We start from the raw sequence: 16087 nt of genomic DNA, 5'->3' as shown, positions 1-16087 counted from the left end.
TGTGGAAAGCGACAAGAGCCATTGTTACGGCAACGCAATCGGCAAGTCATGTTCTATCAGACGCTCTGCCAACGACCACCGCTCCCCCCGGCATCTGTCGCAAAACATCTCAACTTCACGACGGCTTTGTGTGCCACCCCCAATACGAATCAGGCAATCGATGTAGCTGGTAAAGCATCGGGACTCGTCACCAAAATCAAGGCCTTCGATTATCTGAAGATCAACCGGCCACAAGCCTGACGGATGCAACAAAGCACGCTCAGCCGCAATGCCCACCGTCCCGATCCCGTGCTCCGTTGCGTAAAGATAAGCAATGCGCGGCATTCCAACATTGGTCAGGCCGCTGACCATCACCACTTGATCGAGTGGCGTGTGGAAGCGATCAAGGCACGTTTGCACAGCAAACAGCAGTAGCTGCGTGGCATGCGTCTGGTCGAATTCCGGGCGACTGAACCCGACCACCCCTATACGGAATTCAGTACACTCCGCTGCTGAAGTTCGCGGAATGTCGAACATGAGACTCAAGCGAATTTGTCGAACAGCTGTGTGCAGTGGCAGTCAGCACAAAAGCGCGACCTTTTGTCACGCCTCATCTGCCGGAAGCTTTGCTCCACGGCATCGAGCTCTTCCGGAGAGCTGATCGCATCTACATCGATGGCATATTCATAGCTGGTGTAACTGCAGGGGCTGATCAACCCGTTTTCATTCACAAACCAGAACCAGGCTCCCGGCGCACAATCTTCGACCGGAATTTTCTCGTCGCGACAGGAATACTGGAACCGTTTGAGATACGCATCGTTGCCATGAATGCGCAGACCTGCTTCTGAAAAATCGTTTTTCCAGCCAGGAAGGGCATCTATAAAACGGGCAACCTGCGTCACGAGAAGCCTGTTGTCCGGGAAAAACTCCGGTCGGTCATAGCCTCCCAGCTGATTGAAGGTCAGCTCATTCACGCCCCAGTCCCGCATCAGCTCGCAAAACGTGCCGAACTCATCAATGTTATTGCGCATCAGGATCGTGTTCACTTTCACGATTAGCGCCGATCCCCGCTTTTCTTTCAGCTCGCACAAAGCCGAGACATTCCGCTTCAGTTCCTCAAACAAGCCCGGTTTCTGGCGCACACGGTCGTTCTCGCCCCCGAACCCATCAATGCTGATCACGATCTCCGCAAAGTCATCGACAATGCGCTCGATGACTTTTTCAGAGCGCAGGGGCACGCCGTTGGTTGTCGCGCTGACGCTGAGCCCGAAGTCATGCACGAACCGACTGGAGACGTCCAATAACGAGGGCCACAGCAAAGGCTCGCCGCCGATCCAGCTGACCAGCACTTCCCGCCCTGTCTGCCTTGAATACTCGTTCAATATCCGGCCAAGACGGAGGACCTTGGCCGGATCCGCATTCTGACGAATTCGCTCGAGCGACTGACTGTATGAACAGAACTGGCAATCCAGATTGCAATCCTGCGTCACTCTCCAGACAATCACACGACGCGCCTGATTCATCATGCCCCCTCAGTCGGTGCCTGGATGTCCTGGTGTGACAAGGCGAGGAAGTGATCAAGGATGTTGAAGTGATCCTCAAAGAACTCGCCTTCCATGCCGGCGAGTTGGGCGACCGGGAACCACTTCGCCTCGGCCGCATCATCGGCACCTTCCACTTCGGGCGGGCGGGTGTGCTTCAGGTCGAAGAAGTGGGCATGGGTGATGGTGCGGGCGCGGGTGCTGCGATCCGGATGATCGAACACAGCCGTCCCCGCCAGCGCCTCTTCCAGCGTGGCATCGAGCAGGCCAAAACCGGTTTCCTCGCGCAGTTCGCGGATCGCGCCCTGCAGCACACGCTCACGCCCGTCCAGAAAACCTCCGGGCAGCGCCCAGGTGCCTTTGCCCGGTGCCCGGCCGCGCTTGACCAGCAGGATCTGTTCCGACGCCTTGACCACCGCGTCGACGGTGATGAAAGGCCCGTTGCCCCAGACCCTGCGGCTCTCCTCGACAGCGAAGTGCTCGTCGCGCAGATGGGCGAACATCGGCAAGGCCGCCCAGCCGCGCATGTAGTGCAGCGCGGCGGCGGGCAGCAGCGGCGCGAGCAGGGCGCGGGTCACCTCCGGGTCTTCGCCTTCAAACCAGATGCGGCGCAGGGCGGTAGCATCGATCTCGCCCTGCCGTGGCATGCCGATGAATTCCCAGTCCGGAAAGCGGTTCAGGTACTGGCTGGAGGCATCTTTCAGGTAACCAATCAGGGCCACGCGGGCCTTGCGCCCAAGCGCCTGCTCGACCAATGCCGCGGCAGCCGATGCCCAGCGCGTATCGTCGTAGTAATCACGCATCGGCAGGAAGCTGACGCGGGCATGCTGCGCCTCGCTCAAGGTGCAGCCAATCATTGCGGCACGCTCTTCCCAGCTGAAGGGATTCTTGGCGTTGCGGGCGGAGAAAGCCGAGCCGAGCAGGACGATCACGCGCGGCGCGGTTTCCAGCGCCTGGGCGAGCAAGGCGGCATGGCCGTTGTGAAAGGGCTGAAAACGGCCGATCAGGACGGCGGCATCGAATTGACTCATCTGTTTCTCCTCAGAAATCGTATTTCGCCGCAATCGGCATCTGCCGCCCGCTACCGAAAGCGCGCCCGCGCAGGCGCAGGATCGGCGGAGCCTGACGGCGCTTGTATTCGTTGCGGGCGATCATGCGCTTGATGCGTGAAATCAGCGCCCTCCCCTCCTCGCTGGCCTGCTGCCGGGCGAAAGCAGCGGCTACCGCAGCGCGCTCATCCTCGCCAAGGCGTTCGCCCTCGATGAGCTGCTTGAGGATCGCGTCCAGCACCGGATAAGGCGGCAGGCTGTCGGTATCGCGCTGGTCCGGTGCGAGCTCGGCGGAGGGTTCCTTGTCGATGATCGCAAATGGAATCAGCTCGCGGCCGGCGGCGGCGTTGAGATGGCGGCACAAATCGAAGACTTCGGTCTTGTAGAGATCGCCAATCAGCCCGAGGCCACCGTTGGTGTCGCCATACAGCGTGCAGTAACCCACCGAGATCTCGCTCTTGTTGCCAGTAGTGAGCAGGAGGTGACCGAAGGCGTTGGAATATTCCATCAGGATGGTGCCGCGCACGCGCGCCTGCAGGTTCTCCAGCGGGAGGCCCTGCAGTGGCGCCGAGAAGGCTGCGGAGAAACCCGCGCCGTAAGTTGCCACGAGATCGCGGATCGGATGCTCGATCAGGCGCACACCGAGATTGCGGCACAGGGTCACCGAGTCGTCGACGCTACCGGCACTGGAGAACTTCGAGGGCATGGTGATGCCGACGACGTTCTCCGCGCCCAGCGCCTCGGCCGCCAGCGCCAGGGTCAGGGCGCTGTCGATCCCGCCGGAAGAGCCAACCACCGCTCGCGTGAAACCGCAGCGGCGGGCGTAGTCGCGCAGGCCCAGCACGATCTGGCGACGATAGAACTCCATCGCCGGCAGGCCTTCATCGCTGCTGGGTGGCAGGCAGGCGCCACTGGCCTCGCAGAAATGGCCATCGTTGAAAATCAGGGTCCGGATCGCCTCGCTGAAGCGCTCCGCCTCGAAGACCACCCCGGCCTGCGGCTCCACGGCAAAGGACGATCCATCGTAGATGATCTGGTCATGCCCGCCGACCTGATTCACGTACACCAGCGGCAGCTGATGACGAGCGCTCGCCGCCGCGAACAACTTGCGGCGCAGGGCATGCTTGCCGATGCTGGAGGGTGAAGCATTGATCGACACGACCAGATCCGGCGCGGCATCGGCAAGGCGCTCAAAGGGGTTCACTGCATAGTCGCGCCCTTCATCGTTCCAGCCATCCTCACAGATCAGGAAGCCGACCTGCTGACCGCCCACGCGCAACACGCGGGCCAGGTCCGGTCCCGGTTCAAAGTGGCGGCGTTCATCGAAGATGTTGTAAGTCGGCAGGAGCTGTTTGGCATACCGCAGGCGCACCGCGCCATCGGCCAGCACCAGCAGGCAGTTCTGCAGTGCCTTGCCCGGCCCCTCGCGACGCTGCGGCGCCCCCACCACCCAATGCAGACCCGGTGTGCTGCGGGTAGCGCTCAGCAGGTCCGCCAAGCCTTGCTCGATGCGGGCGAGGAAGTCCGGCTCGTCGAGCAGGTCACCGGGGTAGTAACCGGTCAGCGAGAGTTCAGGGAAGACCACCAGGCTGGCGCCTGCGGCCTGGGCCCGGGTGGCCGCAGCCTGCATCAGGGCGCAGTTGCCGGTAATGTCCCCAACGGTCGGGTTGATCTGTGCGAGGGTGAGTTTGAAGCCGGATGTCATGAACGGGATCTGCCTGAAAATTGTTGCAAACGGGTGCGCACCTGCATCAGCACCTTGCCGAGGCGGTTCTCACCCTGCCACTGGGTGGGATCGAGCGCGCGCGGGTCTTCCTCTTCCAGCCCGATGCCCCAAATCGGATCGTCCGGGCTGGCTTCGACGAGCAGGCGCTCGCCGGTAGCGAGCAAGGCTTCGCCGAGCACCGGGTTCTGACGGAATTTCTCGAGCAGCCCGATGGCCACCAGGGCCTCGCACTCATCAGACCAGCGCACGCTGTCGAAACCGCGGATCTTGCGACCCAGCAGCTTCTGCCGCCGCGGATGGACTTCGGCCAGGATCGCCGCAGCCATCTCTGCATCGCCGAACAGGCGGGCCTTGGCAAACATCATCCATTGCTCGCCGCAATTGAAGCGCTGCCCATCGATCTCGAACACGCTGGGATACCAGTTCGAGTAAATCTCGTTGGCTCGCCAGAACAGCAGCATCTGCGGAGTAAGGCGCATCGGGCTACGGCCTCAGAGCGAATGATCGAAAACCTGACGCAGGTAGGCGAGGAAGGTTTCGTCCTCGCACAGCGTCTTGCCCGGTGCATCGGAGAGCTTGGCCACCGGCTGGCCATTGCAGGCGGTGATCTTCATGACGATGTTGAGCGCCTTGTGCGGCGTATCGTTGGAGAGATCGGTACCGATGCCGAAACTGGTCTGGATGCGGCCGTGGAAGTGCTGATATAGCTCCAGCGCGCGTGGAATGTTGAGACCGTCGGAAAACACCAGACGCTTGCTGGCCGGATCGATGCGCAGCTTGTGGTAGTGGGCGATGGCCTTCTCACCCCACACGACGGGATCGCCGGAATCGTGGCGCAAACCATCGAAGAGCTTGGCGAAATACAGATCGAAATCGCGCAGGAAGGCATCCATGCCAACGACATCGGTCAGTGCCACGCCGAGATCCCCCCGGAACTCCTGCACCCAGCCCTCCAGAGCGGCCTTCTGGAAGTCCCGCAGACGGAAGCCGAAGGACTGGTAGGCCTGCAGATATTCATGGGCCATGGTGCCGATCGGGGTCAGGCCAAACTTCTTCGCCAGGTAGACGTTGGAGGTGCCCCGGAAGTGCTGGGGCGCCACCTCGGCAAAGCGCTGCACCACCTCCTCCTGCCAGGCACCCGAGTAGCGGCGGCGCAGGCCGAAGTCGAAGAGCACGAAGGGAGAGGCCGTGTTCGCCGGAATGCTCTGCAAACCGGCCTGCAACACGCCGATCTTGGCCTGCAGACGTTCGCGGGCCACGGTCATCACCCCTTCATGCGGCAGCCGGCGGAAGTACAACTCGTTCACGATATAGAGCACGAAGATCTCGAAGCCCATCACGTGCACCAGGGGGCCGCGTGCCACGATCTCCAGCGTTTCGCCCACCGCGCGCACTTCGATGAAGCGGCGCTGGAAACGGAACAGGGAAAGGAAATCGACGAAATCGCTCTTGATGAAGCGCAGACTGGCGAGGTAATCCAGCTCATCCTGGGTGAAGTACAGGCTGCACAGGTGATCGAGCTCGCGCTCCACGTCATCCTTCAGCTCGGCGAGCGGAAAGGCCGGCCGGTTGCGGCAGACAAACCGGTACTCCGCCTGAGCGCCCGGGTTGCTGTGCAGCAAGGCCTGCCACATCGTGAATTTGTAGAGGTCGTTCTCCAGCAGGCTGCGTACGACTGGTGTCTGATTGGCTTGCATGTGTGTGGCTCCGCCGAGGGTCTTGCCTGTCATTTCAACGCGCATTGTCCAGCAGTTCTGCACGCACTTCGCTGGCGTTCATCAACTGCACGCCGCGCTCGCGCATCGCGGCGAGGAATTCCGCATACGCGGTCTCGAAACCGCTTACCGGGCTGATGCAATCCTCGATCAGCACCAGCTTGCCCAGCTCGGCGGCCGGCCAGTGCGCCACGATATGCTCGGTAGTGGCCCTGACGCAGTGACTGCCCGCCTCGCCAGCGATGAAGACGCGCTCTGCACCGCGCAGCCGGGCCAGCAGCGCCTGATTGAGCTGGGTGGCGGCATCCGCCGGATCCGGCACCTCGGCCTGCATCGCGCTGTAGTGTTCGGTCAGCGGGTTTTCGCCCTTGCTGACTTTGGCGACGATGGCCGTCCGGGCCTCTTCCCAGCGATTGAGCGCCAGGCGCAGAGCATGGTGAATGTTGTGACCCCAGCTGCCGATCTCGCAATGCACCGGCCAGATCATGTGGGTATAACGCCCCGCGGCCTCCAGTGCATCGAGATAGCTTTGCGCGCGCGCCTGCCACTGCGGCGCGCGCGGCAGGTAGCGGCCTGCACGCAGCTCGGCGGCCGTAATCTGGGTGAAGGGTGCGACGCCCTGGCCATCGGCATCCTGCCAGAAGGTCGGGTGAGCGATGTCGAGGTGCTGGTGCGAATCGAGCGTGACCGTGATGGCTTCTAGCCCCGCGCGGCCGGCATCGACCAAGGCAGCAAGGGCCTGCATGTCAGCGTGTGCGCCGGGCACCGGCAGGCTCGGTGCAAAACGGCCGCCGAGCGGATCGAGCGGGCAATAGTCGGCGGGCAGATCACAGAAATCGTTCTGCGGGTCGATGATGAGCAGATGAAGATTGCGCTGAGCCATGAATTTCTCCTGGATCACCCGCGTTTTCCGGCGGGTATGGATCCACTCTAAACAACTTAGATGCGTTTTGCAACTAACACTCTATCGGAGTCGTAAAAATCATGGATAGTCGCTAGACTGTTCGTGTCTTTTTGCAACTAAGCAGGGATTCCTGATGCCTCAGAAGGCCATCATCTGCACTGTCGACGTCGTACTGTTGTGCCTGCGCGGGGCGGTCTTGAACGTAGCGCTGTGGCGGCGCGAGCGCGCGCCCTTCGAAGGCAGTCCGGCGCTCCCCGGCGGCTATATCCACCCCGAGGAAGACGTGGATACGCTGGACGCCGCAAGCCGCATGCTGCGCGAGAAAACTGGCATTGCCAGCCCTTACCTGGAGCAGCTCGGCACTTTTTCCGGCACCAGTCGCGATCCGCGTGGCTGGTCCATCTCGATCGCCTACTACGCCCTGCTTCCGGCCGAACTGATCGAACAGGAGCCGGCGCCGGGCCTGGTGCTGCAAGCCGTCGAGCAGCTCAAGGGCCTGCCCTTCGACCACAAAGACATCGTGCAGGCTGCAGTGCAGCGGGTGCGCAACAAGAGCAGCTACTCCTCGCTGCCGGTCTATCTGTGTGGCGAGCAATTCACCCTGCCACGCCTGCAGGCCGTCTATGAAGCAGTGCTCGGTGAGCCGATCAACAAGGTCAGTTTCCGCCGCAAGATGGAAGAGCTGGACATGCTGGAAGCGGTAGAGGGCGCCATGGAAACCGGCCGCGCCAACCGGCCGGCCCAGCTCTATCGCCTCAAGCACGAGTTCCAGCAATGTCTGTCCGTTTCGCCCCGCTCCCTGACGGCTGCCGCAGGCTAAGTCCTGCGTCTGCCGGGTTTTCACTCCCGGATATCTCATGCCCGAAGCACGCACCCAGACCCGCGTCATCCGCAGCCTTTCTGCACTCCTGACGAGCTGCCTTGGATTTACCAGCGCTCATGCGCAGGACGCCCAGCCGCTGTTTGACCAGCCCATCCAGGAACAACACCTGCGCCTGCCTCCCGACCCGCTGAATCCACACACGAAGCCGGAAGTGGCGTGCTTCCATTACCCCGGCCTGATGATCAAGCAGGTCGATCTGGGCGAGAAAGGCGCGGCGCGTCTGGCCATCATTCCAGTCCCGCCCGACAAGAAAGCCCCGCCTTGCACGCGCCAGAAAGCGCGCGGGGAGCGGGTCGTCGATAGCACTGACTGGGCTGGCTATTTCGAGGGCGTGAAAGCCCCCTTCGTGTTCTTCACCAGTGACGATGGCCGCAATGATGGGCAAGGCTTTGCCGTCTTCACCCAGGAGGGCCGGAAAATATTTGCGGACCTGAGCAGCGGGCTGCACCGCATCGAGCTGCTGAGCCCCCCGCAACGACCGGAGGACAGGCCCTGGCATAGCAGCCTGTTGAAGCTGCGCTACGAGCGTATCCACCTGGCCAGCTGCTCGCTGCGTGCCGCTCCAGAAGCTTGCTGGCAGACCATTCGCCAGGCCACCGGCCTGAGTGCCTCGCAGCCGCCGGATTGCAGCGCCTCCTACGAAGCGGAGGAAAAGCGCGTACCCGCAGGGCTCCGCGAGCAAGTGGCCGCCGATCCCAGCGTGATTGCCTACGAAGTGGAAGTCGTGCTCGATGACGGCGGCACGGTACAGCGGGTCACGCCTGTGTCCGACGCCAGGGGCTGCTGGGCAGCACAATAGACGGGCACAAAGCCACCAGCCTGAAGCGCCGCTCTGAGCGGGAATCCAGCGCCGTCGAACGACGCTGGATTCCCGCTTTCGCAGAGACGACTAAAACGTAACGCCAAACGCCTAACTAAACGCTATCGCGCGCCGATCGGGTTCCTTCAAACCGACGGGTGCGAGGCTGTGTCAGGAGTCGGACGACGCATGCGTCTCGTCCACGCCAGGTTTTCTTCTGCGCATCAGCAGATACGCCGCCGGCACCAGAAACATCGACAGCAGCGGCGCGGTGATCATGCCGCCGACCATCGGTGCCGCAATACGCTGCATCACTTCCGAACCGGTGCCGCCGCCCCACATGATGGGCAAGAGGCCGGCAAGGATCACCGCCACGGTCATGGCCTTGGGGCGCACGCGCAGCACCGCACCTTCGCGGATTGCGTCGAGCAGGGCTTCGCGATCTGACAGGCCTTTTTCCAGACGTTCCTCCCACGCATGCTTCAAGTACAGCAGCATGATCACGCCGAATTCGGCCGACACGCCGGCCAGCGCGATGAAGCCGACCGCGCCGGCCACCGAGAGGTTGTAGCCCAAGAGCCACAGCAGCCAGATGCCGCCGACCAGCGCGAAGGGCAGAGTGGCCATGATCAGCAGGGCTTCGTCGACGCGGCGGAAGGTGAGGTAGAGCAGCAGGAAGATGATCATCAGGGTGAAGGGCACGACGATCTTCATCTTCGCGGCGGCGCGCTCCATGTACTCGAACTGGCCGGACCAGGCCAGGGAGTAGCCCGCCGGCATTTTCACCTGCGCGCTCACGGCCTGCTGCATGTCATGCACCGTGCGCGCCAGATCGCGACCGCGGATGTCCACATAGACCCAGCCGGACAGGCGCGCGTTCTCGCTTTTCAACATGGGCGGGCCGTCGCTGATGCGGATCTGTGCCACATCACCGAGCGACAGGCGCTGGGCGCGCGGGCCAACGATGGGCAGCTCGCGCAGCTTCTGCACCGAGTCGCGCAGCTCGCGCGGATAGCGCACATTGATCGGGTAGCGGGCGAGTCCCTCGATGGTCTCGCCGACGTTCTCGCCGCCAATCGCCGCGCTGACCACGCTCTGCACATCGGCGATGTTCATGCCGAAGCGTGCAGCGGCGTCGCGATCAATATTCACGTCGATGTAGCGCCCGCCGGTGAGGCGCTCGGCCAGCGCCGAGCTGACACCGGGCACCTCCTTCACCACGCGTTCGATCTGCGTGGTGAGGCGTTCGATCTCGGCCAGCGAGGCTCCGCCGACCTTGATGCCCACCGGGCTCTTGATGCCGGTGGCGAGCATGTCGATGCGGTTGCGGATTGGCGGTACCCAGATGTTGGCGAGGCCCGGCACCTTGACGATGCGATCCAGCTCCTCGATCAGCTTCTCGGTCGTCATGCCCGGCCGCCATTCGCTCTTCGGTTTGAACTGAATGGTGGTCTCGAACATCTCGATCGGCGCGGGATCGGTCGCCGTTTCGGCACGGCCCGCTTTGCCGAAGACACGCGCGACTTCAGGCACGGTGCGGATCAATCGGTCGGTCTGCTGCAGCAATTCGCTGGCCTTGCCGGCGGAGAGCATCGGCAAGGCGGTCGGCATGTAGAGCAGATCGCCTTCATCCATCGGCGGCATGAACTCGCCGCCGATGTGCTGTAGCGGCCACAGGCTGAGCGCCAGCAGCACGAGTGCCCCGGCCAGCGTGGCTTTGGGCCAGGCCAGCACGCCATCGAGCAGCGGGCGGTAGAGCGCGATCAGGAGGCGGTTGAGCGGGTTGCTGTGCTCGTCCGGAATCTTGCCGCGAATCAGGTAACCCATCAGCACCGGGATCAGCGTTACCGCCAGCAGGGCGGCAGAGCCCATGGCATAGGTCTTGGTAAAGGCCAGCGGCGAGAACAGCCGTCCTTCCTGCGCCTCCAGCGTGAACACCGGAATGAAGGAGAGGGTGATGATCAGCAGCGAGAAGAACAGCGCCGGGCCGACTTCGGCGGCGGCTTCCGCGATGATCTGCCAGTGCGCCTCGCCGCGCGGCTCCGCGCCGGGATGCGCATGCTTCCATTTTTCCAGATGCTTGTGGGCATTCTCGATCATCACGACTGCTGCATCCACCATGGCCCCGATGGCAATCGCAATGCCACCCAGTGACATGATGTTTGCATTAACCCCCTGCCAGCGCATCACGATGAAAGCCATCAGGATTCCCAACGGCAGCGAGATGATCGCCACCAGCGAGGAGCGCAGGTGGAACAGGAAGATGAAGCACACCAGCGCGACGACGATGAACTCCTCCAGCAGTTTGTGGCTCAGGTTGTCCACCGCGCGCTCGATCAGGTCGCCGCGATCATAGGTCGGCACGATCTCCACGCCCTCGGGCAGGCTGGATTTGAGGGACTCCAGCTTGGCCTTCACCGCGTGGATGGCTTCCAGCGCATTCTTGCCGGAGCGCAACACCACCACGCCACCCGCGACTTCGCCCTCGCCATCGAGCTCGGCGATGCCGCGCCGCATCTCGGGGCCGATCTGCACAGTGGCCACGTCGCCGAGGCGCACCGACACGCCGGAGGCCTCGGCCAGCAGCGGGATCTTGCGGAAGTCGTCGAGGGTCTGCAGATAGCCGGAGGCGCGCACCATGTATTCGGCCTCACCCAGCTCCAGCACCGAGCCGCCGGTTTCCTGATTGGCGCGGCCGATGGCGTCGATCACCATCTGGTGGCTCAGCCCGTAGGCGCGCAGCCGGTCGGGATTCAATACGATCTGATACTGCTTGACCATGCCGCCCACCGAGGCCACCTCTGCCACGTTCGGCACGGTCTTCAGCTCGTACTTGAGGAACCAGTCCTGCAGGCTGCGCAGCTGCGCCAGATCGTGCTTGCCGCTCTTGTCGACCAGCGCATAGCTGTAGATCCAGCCCACGCCAGTGGCGTCCGGGCCCAGCGCGGTCTTGGCGGACGGCGGCAGGCGCGACTGCACCTGATTCAGATACTCCAGCACGCGCGAACGCGCCCAGTACAGGTCGGTGCCATCCTCGAACAGCACGTAGACAAAGGAGTCGCCGAAGAAAGAAAAGCCGCGCACCGTCTTTGCGCCCGGCACCGAGAGCATGGTGGTGGTGAGCGGATAGGTGACCTGGTTCTCGACGATCTGCGGCGCCTGCCCCGGGTAGCTGGTGCGGATGATCACCTGCACGTCGGACAGATCCGGCAGCGCATCCAGCGGGGTGCGCAGCGCAGCGTAGAGGCCCCATGCGGTGAGCATCACGGTGGCGAGCAGGACGAGGAAGCGGTTGCTGATCGACCAGCGGATGAGTTTGGCGATCATGACTCAGCCCTCACGCGTAGCCCGGATGCAGCGCAGCGGAATCCGGGGCTGGCCTGTATGGCGCCACTTGTCCCGAATTCCGGCCTTTGGCCTGCATCCGGGCTACGAAAATGGAGGTGCGCGTTCATTTCCCACCCCCGATCACCATCACATGGGTGAGCTGCGGCTCGCCGCTGGCGGGCGTGGTGAAGGCGATGTGCACTTTCTGGCCGGGCTTCAGATCCTTGGGCAGGCCGTCCTTGGGCAGCTTGAAGCCCATGGTCATCGCGCCCCACTTCAGCTCGGGAATAGCCGGGTGCGAGAGCATGATCATGTCATCGACGACAGATTCGAATACCGCTTCGACCTGATACTCCTTGGCGCTCAGCGCTACCGGCTCGGTGACGCGAGTACCGACCGCACGCACGCTGGCCTCCGAATCGAGCAGGAACTGGCCAGAGACGACGACCTTTTGCCCTGCGGCGAGGCCACTGCTGATCTCGATCTGGCCGTTGGCTTCCTGCCCGGTCTGCACGTCCACCGGGCGATACTTGCCCTCACCCTCGGCGAGCATCACCACGCTGCGGGTGCCGGTGCGGATCAAGGCTTCGCTCGGGATCACCAGTCCCGACTTCGCCGTGCTGCCCAGCGCAATCCGTACAAACATGCCCGGCGACAGACGCCCGCCGGGGTTGGCGAGCTCGATGCGCGCCTTCAGCGTGCGCGTGCTGGCTTCCACCTCGGGCAGGATGGCCTGCACTGTGCCTTTGAACATCTGCCCGGAGAAGCCCGCCAGGCTTGCCTCTACAGGCATGCCAACTTGCAGCAAAGCGGCCTGGCTTTCGGGGATTTCGGCATTCACCCACACGCTGTCCAGCGCGTTGATGCGGAACAGCGTGGCACCGGCCATCACCGTCATGCCTTCGCGCGCGGCGAGTTCGATGACGCTGCCCGCAGCGGGCGCCGTGATCGTGATGCGCGCCTGCACCGCGCCGGATTTCTCGACCTGTGCAATCAGAGCCTCGCTCATGCCGGCCTGACGCATGCGCTGGCGTGCAGCATCAAGCAGTGCGGCCATGCCTTCGCCCTGCATCTTCTTCACGGCGAGGAACTCTTCCTGCGCGGCAACCCAGTCCGGCACATACAGCTCGGCCAGTGGCTGACCCTTGGCCACGCGATCCAGGGTGGCACGTACGAAGAGCTTTTCGACGAAGCCGGTATTGCGTGCCTGTACAACCGTGAGGCCGCGCTCGTTCCAGGCTACGCTGCCGCTCACTTCGATCTGCGGACTGAGGCTGCCCTGTGCGACTTCAACCGTGCGCAGGCCGAGGTTCTGGGTCTGGCGTGGGCTCACGCTGATGCCGCCGGCATCGGCCGCCTCATCAGCGAAAACCGGCACCAGCTGCATGTCCATGAAGGGCGACTTGCCCGGCTTGTCGAACTTCTGGCCGGGCACCATCGGGTCGTGCCAGTACAGCACGCGGCGGCCCGTACCCGGGTCAATCTTCGCGTCGTGGCTTTCTGCTACAGCCGGTGCGGCGTGGCGACTGCCGAGTTGGTAAGCGCCGTAGCCGACCGCGCCCAAGGCGAGCAGGACGGCAAGGACGATGAGTTTCTGACGGTGATTGTTCATGGTTGTACTCCATGCGCGGCGGAGACAGACGCCTCCTGCGGATTCAGGAAATTAAGCTGGGCCCAGGCGCGGGCGGCTTCCAGCGCCACGCGCTGGTGCTCCATGCGGGTGTCGAGCGCCATGCGGCGGGCTTCGAGCACGCGGGTCAGCGAACCGCTGCCGGCACGGTAGGCAGCGAGCGCCGCTTCGACCTGCTGCTGGGCCAACGGCAGCAGTTGCTGGTCGTAGCGTTGCAGGCGTTCGCGCGCGTTATCGAGCACGGCCAGATTGCCGCGCAGCTCGGCGCGGTAGGCGCGTTGCATGTCGGCCTGCTGGGCACGCGCCTGATCGAGCTGAGCCAGGCGCGCCCCATGCTCGCGATCCTGCCGGCTGGCTCGATCCCAGGGCAGCGGCATGGACAGGTTCACAGAGACGAGGTTGGAAAAGCCCGGGCCGCGCTGGCCATACATCAACTCGACGGCGATATCCGGGGTGCGATTTTCACGCGCCATGCGGGCATCCGCTTCCGCCAGAGCGACCAGGGCCTGCTGGCTCGCCAGCAAGGGATGTTGCTCGGCAGACTCGGCCAGTGCCGGATGCACTTGCAGCTGGCTCTTCAGCTCAGGTGGCGGCGCCAGCGGGCGCTCCGCGTCCTCGCCGATCCAGCGCGCCAGTCGTGAGCGGGCCATGAGGATGTCGCGCTTCATCTGAGCCAACTGATCCTGGCTGCGGGCAATCGCCAGCTGGTTGGCAAACACATCGGCCTGCTCGCCACGGCCGGCGCGAAAGGCCGCGTCAGCCGCCTGCTGCTGCAGATGCAGTTCGGCGATCTGGCTCTCCAGCAAGGCCTGCATGCTGCCCTGATAAGCAAGATCGAGCCAGGCCAGAGTAGTGTCGCGACGTGTGTCAGCCAGGCTCTGGCGCTGGCTCACATGCGCCAGTTCAGCCTCCCGCAGGGCCTTGTCAGCGCGCGCCTGGCGCTTGTCGCCACGCGTGAACTCCTGCATCACACCGATCTGGCGCATGGTCATGCTCTCCTGAGTCAGGCTCCAGGCCATCTCGCCATCGGTGGGCACGTTGCTGAGGCCCAGCTTGAGCACCGGATCCGGCAACTGACCAGCCGCCACGGCCATCTCGCGCGCCGCCATCTCCTGTGCACGCAGGGCTTCGATCTGCGGCGCCCGCGTCTCGGCGATCCGGCGCGCCTCCTCCAGGCTGAGTGGCTCGGCCGCCAGCAGCGGAGCGGCCAGCAGCAAGGCCAGCCAGGGCAGGACTCTTTTCATGGCGTCACCTCGACCATGCCGCGCATGCCTTGTGCGTAGTGATTGCCGACCAGACAGGCAAACTCGAAGCTGCCAGGGCGATTGAAATGCCATAGCAGCTCGCCGCGCTGACGCGGCAGCACATGTGCCATCCAGGCGTCGGCATGCTCCATCTTCGGGAATTTCTTCATCAATGCAGCGTGCTCGGCAATTGCGCCGGGTGTGCCGATCACCATTTCGTGCAGCTTGCGGCCGGCGTTGCTGATGACGAAGCGGATCGTTTCGCCCTGCTTCACGCGAATGCTGGCAGGGGTGAAACGCATGTCATCGGTCATGCGGATTTCAATGCTGCGCACGGAGGCATCGGTGCTGCCGGCGATGCCCCAGGCAGTCTGCTCGGCGGGCTGAGTCGCTGCCTGCGCCGGGGTATGGGTATGGGCGAGTACTGGCGGTGCCACCCCGGCAAGGGCGGCACTCAGCCAGACCATCTGGAATGGTCTGCGGATCATGGCGGTGACCTCAGCGCTTGAGGGTGGTGACGGTCAGGACGCCGCCGAGGTCTTCGACCCGGACCTCGACCTTGTCGCCGGCCTTCAGATCGGCAGGCAGGACAAGCTTCTTGTCGAGCGTGAAAACCATGGTCATGCCGGGCATACCGAGGTTCTTCAGGTCCCCATGCTTGAGGGTGATCTTGCGTGCTTTCAGATCGAGGGCGCGTACTTCGGCGGGTACCAGTTCCTGACCCATGGCATGACCAGCATGCATGTCATGGCTCATGCCCTGGGCCAGAGCGGGTTGCGAAAGAGAGGCAAGGGCGAGCAGGACGCTCGCGAAGGCGATACGGATGTTCATGGCAATTTCCTGAATTGAGTACAACGACAATGGCGGGCAGAAGGCTGCCAGCGCTTGAGGCGGAGTTCAGGAAAGGCGTCTGGGCGGACGCTCGAGGCCGTCCGGAATATGGCTCGGCGGAATGCCTGCCGGCAACAGCAGGTAGCTGCTGCCAGCCTGCGTCGGCAGAGCGGACAGCACGGCACTGGCGTCAAGCATGGCTCCGCAGCAACTGCCGCAGGCCTTGAGCTTGAGGGGGGCATGGTGCTGGCCGCGCTCTTGCTGCGCGCTGCCGCCATCCGCCGCGGTACTGGCGCCATGGCAGCTGGCGTGCAGGTTTTCGGCCACCGGCTGATCCTGCCCAGCCACCGGCAAGAGCAGGCTCATCTGTACGGCCGCCAGGCCCTGAACGGGAACGCTCAGAGCCAGCAGGCAGATGCAGAGGAAGCGGAACAGGGCACGCATGGCCGGAGTTTAGTA

At 63.6% G+C, this 16087-nt stretch carries 15 protein-coding genes; 2 read left to right on the top strand and 13 right to left on the bottom strand.

Features of this window, described 5'->3' with window-relative positions; all coding sequences use genetic code 11:
• Positions 1–24: 24 nt before the first annotated feature.
• Genes C0V76_RS02205 through C0V76_RS02175 form a run of 7 tightly spaced genes read right to left on the bottom strand, consistent with a single transcriptional unit; the run spans position 25 to position 6893 of the window.
• Positions 25–516, bottom strand: coding sequence for a hypothetical protein (locus C0V76_RS02205; protein ID WP_101940708.1), 492 nt, complete (start codon positions 514–516; stop codon positions 25–27).
• Positions 517–521: 5 nt separating this feature from the next.
• A complete protein-coding gene (locus C0V76_RS02200) occupies positions 522–1505 on the bottom strand; it encodes a radical SAM protein (RefSeq protein ID WP_101940707.1) in 984 nt (327 codons plus the stop codon).
• On the bottom strand, positions 1502–2551 hold the full coding sequence (locus C0V76_RS02195) for a bifunctional nicotinamide-nucleotide adenylyltransferase/Nudix hydroxylase (RefSeq protein WP_101940706.1): 1050 nt from the start codon (positions 2549–2551) through the stop codon (positions 1502–1504). Before C0V76_RS02195 ends, C0V76_RS02200 begins: the two co-directional genes overlap by 4 nt.
• 10 nt (positions 2552–2561) lie before the next feature.
• Positions 2562–4274, bottom strand: a complete 1713-nt coding sequence (locus C0V76_RS02190) for an NAD+ synthase (protein WP_101940705.1) — start codon at positions 4272–4274, stop codon at positions 2562–2564.
• Positions 4271–4774 (bottom strand): NADAR family protein, encoded by a 504-nt coding sequence (locus C0V76_RS02185; protein WP_101940704.1) that lies wholly within the window; start codon positions 4772–4774, stop codon positions 4271–4273. Before C0V76_RS02185 ends, C0V76_RS02190 begins: the two co-directional genes overlap by 4 nt.
• Positions 4775–4786: 12 nt before the next feature.
• Entirely contained in the window at positions 4787–5992 is a 1206-nt protein-coding gene (pncB, locus tag C0V76_RS02180; RefSeq protein WP_101941025.1) for a nicotinate phosphoribosyltransferase, read from the bottom strand.
• Positions 5993–6026: 34 nt separating this feature from the next.
• Complete coding sequence (locus C0V76_RS02175) at positions 6027–6893, bottom strand: cysteine hydrolase (protein WP_101941024.1); 867 nt, start codon at positions 6891–6893, stop codon at positions 6027–6029.
• 154 nt (positions 6894–7047) lie between these two features.
• Between C0V76_RS02175 and C0V76_RS02170 the strand changes: the two genes are divergently transcribed.
• Together C0V76_RS02170 and C0V76_RS02165 are read left to right on the top strand one after the other, a co-directional pair.
• Entirely contained in the window at positions 7048–7734 is a 687-nt protein-coding gene (locus C0V76_RS02170) for an NUDIX domain-containing protein (protein ID WP_101940703.1), read from the top strand.
• Positions 7735–7771: 37 nt separating this feature from the next.
• Complete coding sequence (locus C0V76_RS02165) at positions 7772–8596, top strand: hypothetical protein (protein ID WP_101940702.1); 825 nt, start codon at positions 7772–7774, stop codon at positions 8594–8596.
• 171 nt (positions 8597–8767) lie between these two features.
• Here the strand turns inward: C0V76_RS02165 and C0V76_RS02160 are convergent, their stop codons facing one another.
• From C0V76_RS02160 to C0V76_RS02135, 6 genes are all read right to left on the bottom strand, one after another.
• Entirely contained in the window at positions 8768–11923 is a 3156-nt protein-coding gene (locus C0V76_RS02160) for an efflux RND transporter permease subunit (RefSeq protein WP_101940701.1), read from the bottom strand.
• Between the two features lie 124 nt (positions 11924–12047).
• Complete coding sequence (locus C0V76_RS02155) at positions 12048–13535, bottom strand: efflux RND transporter periplasmic adaptor subunit (RefSeq protein WP_101940700.1); 1488 nt, start codon at positions 13533–13535, stop codon at positions 12048–12050.
• On the bottom strand, positions 13532–14797 hold the full coding sequence (locus tag C0V76_RS02150; protein ID WP_158239110.1) for a TolC family protein: 1266 nt from the start codon (positions 14795–14797) through the stop codon (positions 13532–13534). Before C0V76_RS02150 ends, C0V76_RS02155 begins: the two co-directional genes overlap by 4 nt.
• Entirely contained in the window at positions 14794–15285 is a 492-nt protein-coding gene (locus C0V76_RS02145; protein WP_101941023.1) for a plastocyanin/azurin family copper-binding protein, read from the bottom strand. The genes C0V76_RS02150 and C0V76_RS02145 overlap by 4 nt, the downstream gene beginning before the upstream one ends.
• Positions 15286–15295: 10 nt before the next feature.
• Complete coding sequence (locus C0V76_RS02140) at positions 15296–15628, bottom strand: copper-binding protein (RefSeq protein ID WP_101940698.1); 333 nt, start codon at positions 15626–15628, stop codon at positions 15296–15298.
• A 66-nt stretch (positions 15629–15694) separates the two neighbouring features.
• The gene (locus C0V76_RS02135) at positions 15695–16072 is read right to left on the bottom strand and encodes a hypothetical protein (RefSeq protein ID WP_101940697.1); all 378 of its coding nucleotides are present in this window, start codon (positions 16070–16072) and stop codon (positions 15695–15697) included.
• Positions 16073–16087 lie beyond the last annotated feature (15 nt).

Origin of the sequence: Uliginosibacterium sp. TH139, from assembly GCF_002855595.1 — a bacterium.
Lineage (GTDB): Bacteria > Pseudomonadota > Gammaproteobacteria > Burkholderiales > Rhodocyclaceae > Uliginosibacterium > Uliginosibacterium aquaticum.
The sequence above is the reverse complement of the archived record's forward strand: the minus strand, read 5'-3'. Positions and strand labels throughout refer to the sequence as shown.

What these genes read in the sequence shown, in the direction of transcription:
- C0V76_RS02205 (WP_101940708.1), bottom strand. Translation starts at nt 516, where the DNA reads ATGTTCGACATTCCGCGAACTTCAGCAGCGGAGTGTACTGAATTCCGT.
- C0V76_RS02200 (WP_101940707.1), bottom strand. Translation starts at nt 1,505, where the DNA reads ATGATGAATCAGGCGCGTCGTGTGATTGTCTGGAGAGTGACGCAGGAT.
- C0V76_RS02195 (WP_101940706.1), bottom strand. Translation starts at nt 2,551, where the DNA reads ATGAGTCAATTCGATGCCGCCGTCCTGATCGGCCGTTTTCAGCCCTTT.
- C0V76_RS02190 (WP_101940705.1), bottom strand. Translation starts at nt 4,274, where the DNA reads ATGACATCCGGCTTCAAACTCACCCTCGCACAGATCAACCCGACCGTT.
- C0V76_RS02185 (WP_101940704.1), bottom strand. Translation starts at nt 4,774, where the DNA reads ATGCGCCTTACTCCGCAGATGCTGCTGTTCTGGCGAGCCAACGAGATT.
- pncB (WP_101941025.1), bottom strand. Translation starts at nt 5,992, where the DNA reads ATGCAAGCCAATCAGACACCAGTCGTACGCAGCCTGCTGGAGAACGAC.
- C0V76_RS02175 (WP_101941024.1), bottom strand. Translation starts at nt 6,893, where the DNA reads ATGGCTCAGCGCAATCTTCATCTGCTCATCATCGACCCGCAGAACGAT.
- C0V76_RS02170 (WP_101940703.1), top strand. Translation starts at nt 7,048, where the DNA reads ATGCCTCAGAAGGCCATCATCTGCACTGTCGACGTCGTACTGTTGTGC.
- C0V76_RS02165 (WP_101940702.1), top strand. Translation starts at nt 7,772, where the DNA reads ATGCCCGAAGCACGCACCCAGACCCGCGTCATCCGCAGCCTTTCTGCA.
- C0V76_RS02160 (WP_101940701.1), bottom strand. Translation starts at nt 11,923, where the DNA reads ATGATCGCCAAACTCATCCGCTGGTCGATCAGCAACCGCTTCCTCGTC.
- C0V76_RS02155 (WP_101940700.1), bottom strand. Translation starts at nt 13,535, where the DNA reads ATGAACAATCACCGTCAGAAACTCATCGTCCTTGCCGTCCTGCTCGCC.
- C0V76_RS02150 (WP_158239110.1), bottom strand. Translation starts at nt 14,797, where the DNA reads ATGAAAAGAGTCCTGCCCTGGCTGGCCTTGCTGCTGGCCGCTCCGCTG.
- C0V76_RS02145 (WP_101941023.1), bottom strand. Translation starts at nt 15,285, where the DNA reads ATGATCCGCAGACCATTCCAGATGGTCTGGCTGAGTGCCGCCCTTGCC.
- C0V76_RS02140 (WP_101940698.1), bottom strand. Translation starts at nt 15,628, where the DNA reads ATGAACATCCGTATCGCCTTCGCGAGCGTCCTGCTCGCCCTTGCCTCT.
- C0V76_RS02135 (WP_101940697.1), bottom strand. Translation starts at nt 16,072, where the DNA reads ATGCGTGCCCTGTTCCGCTTCCTCTGCATCTGCCTGCTGGCTCTGAGC.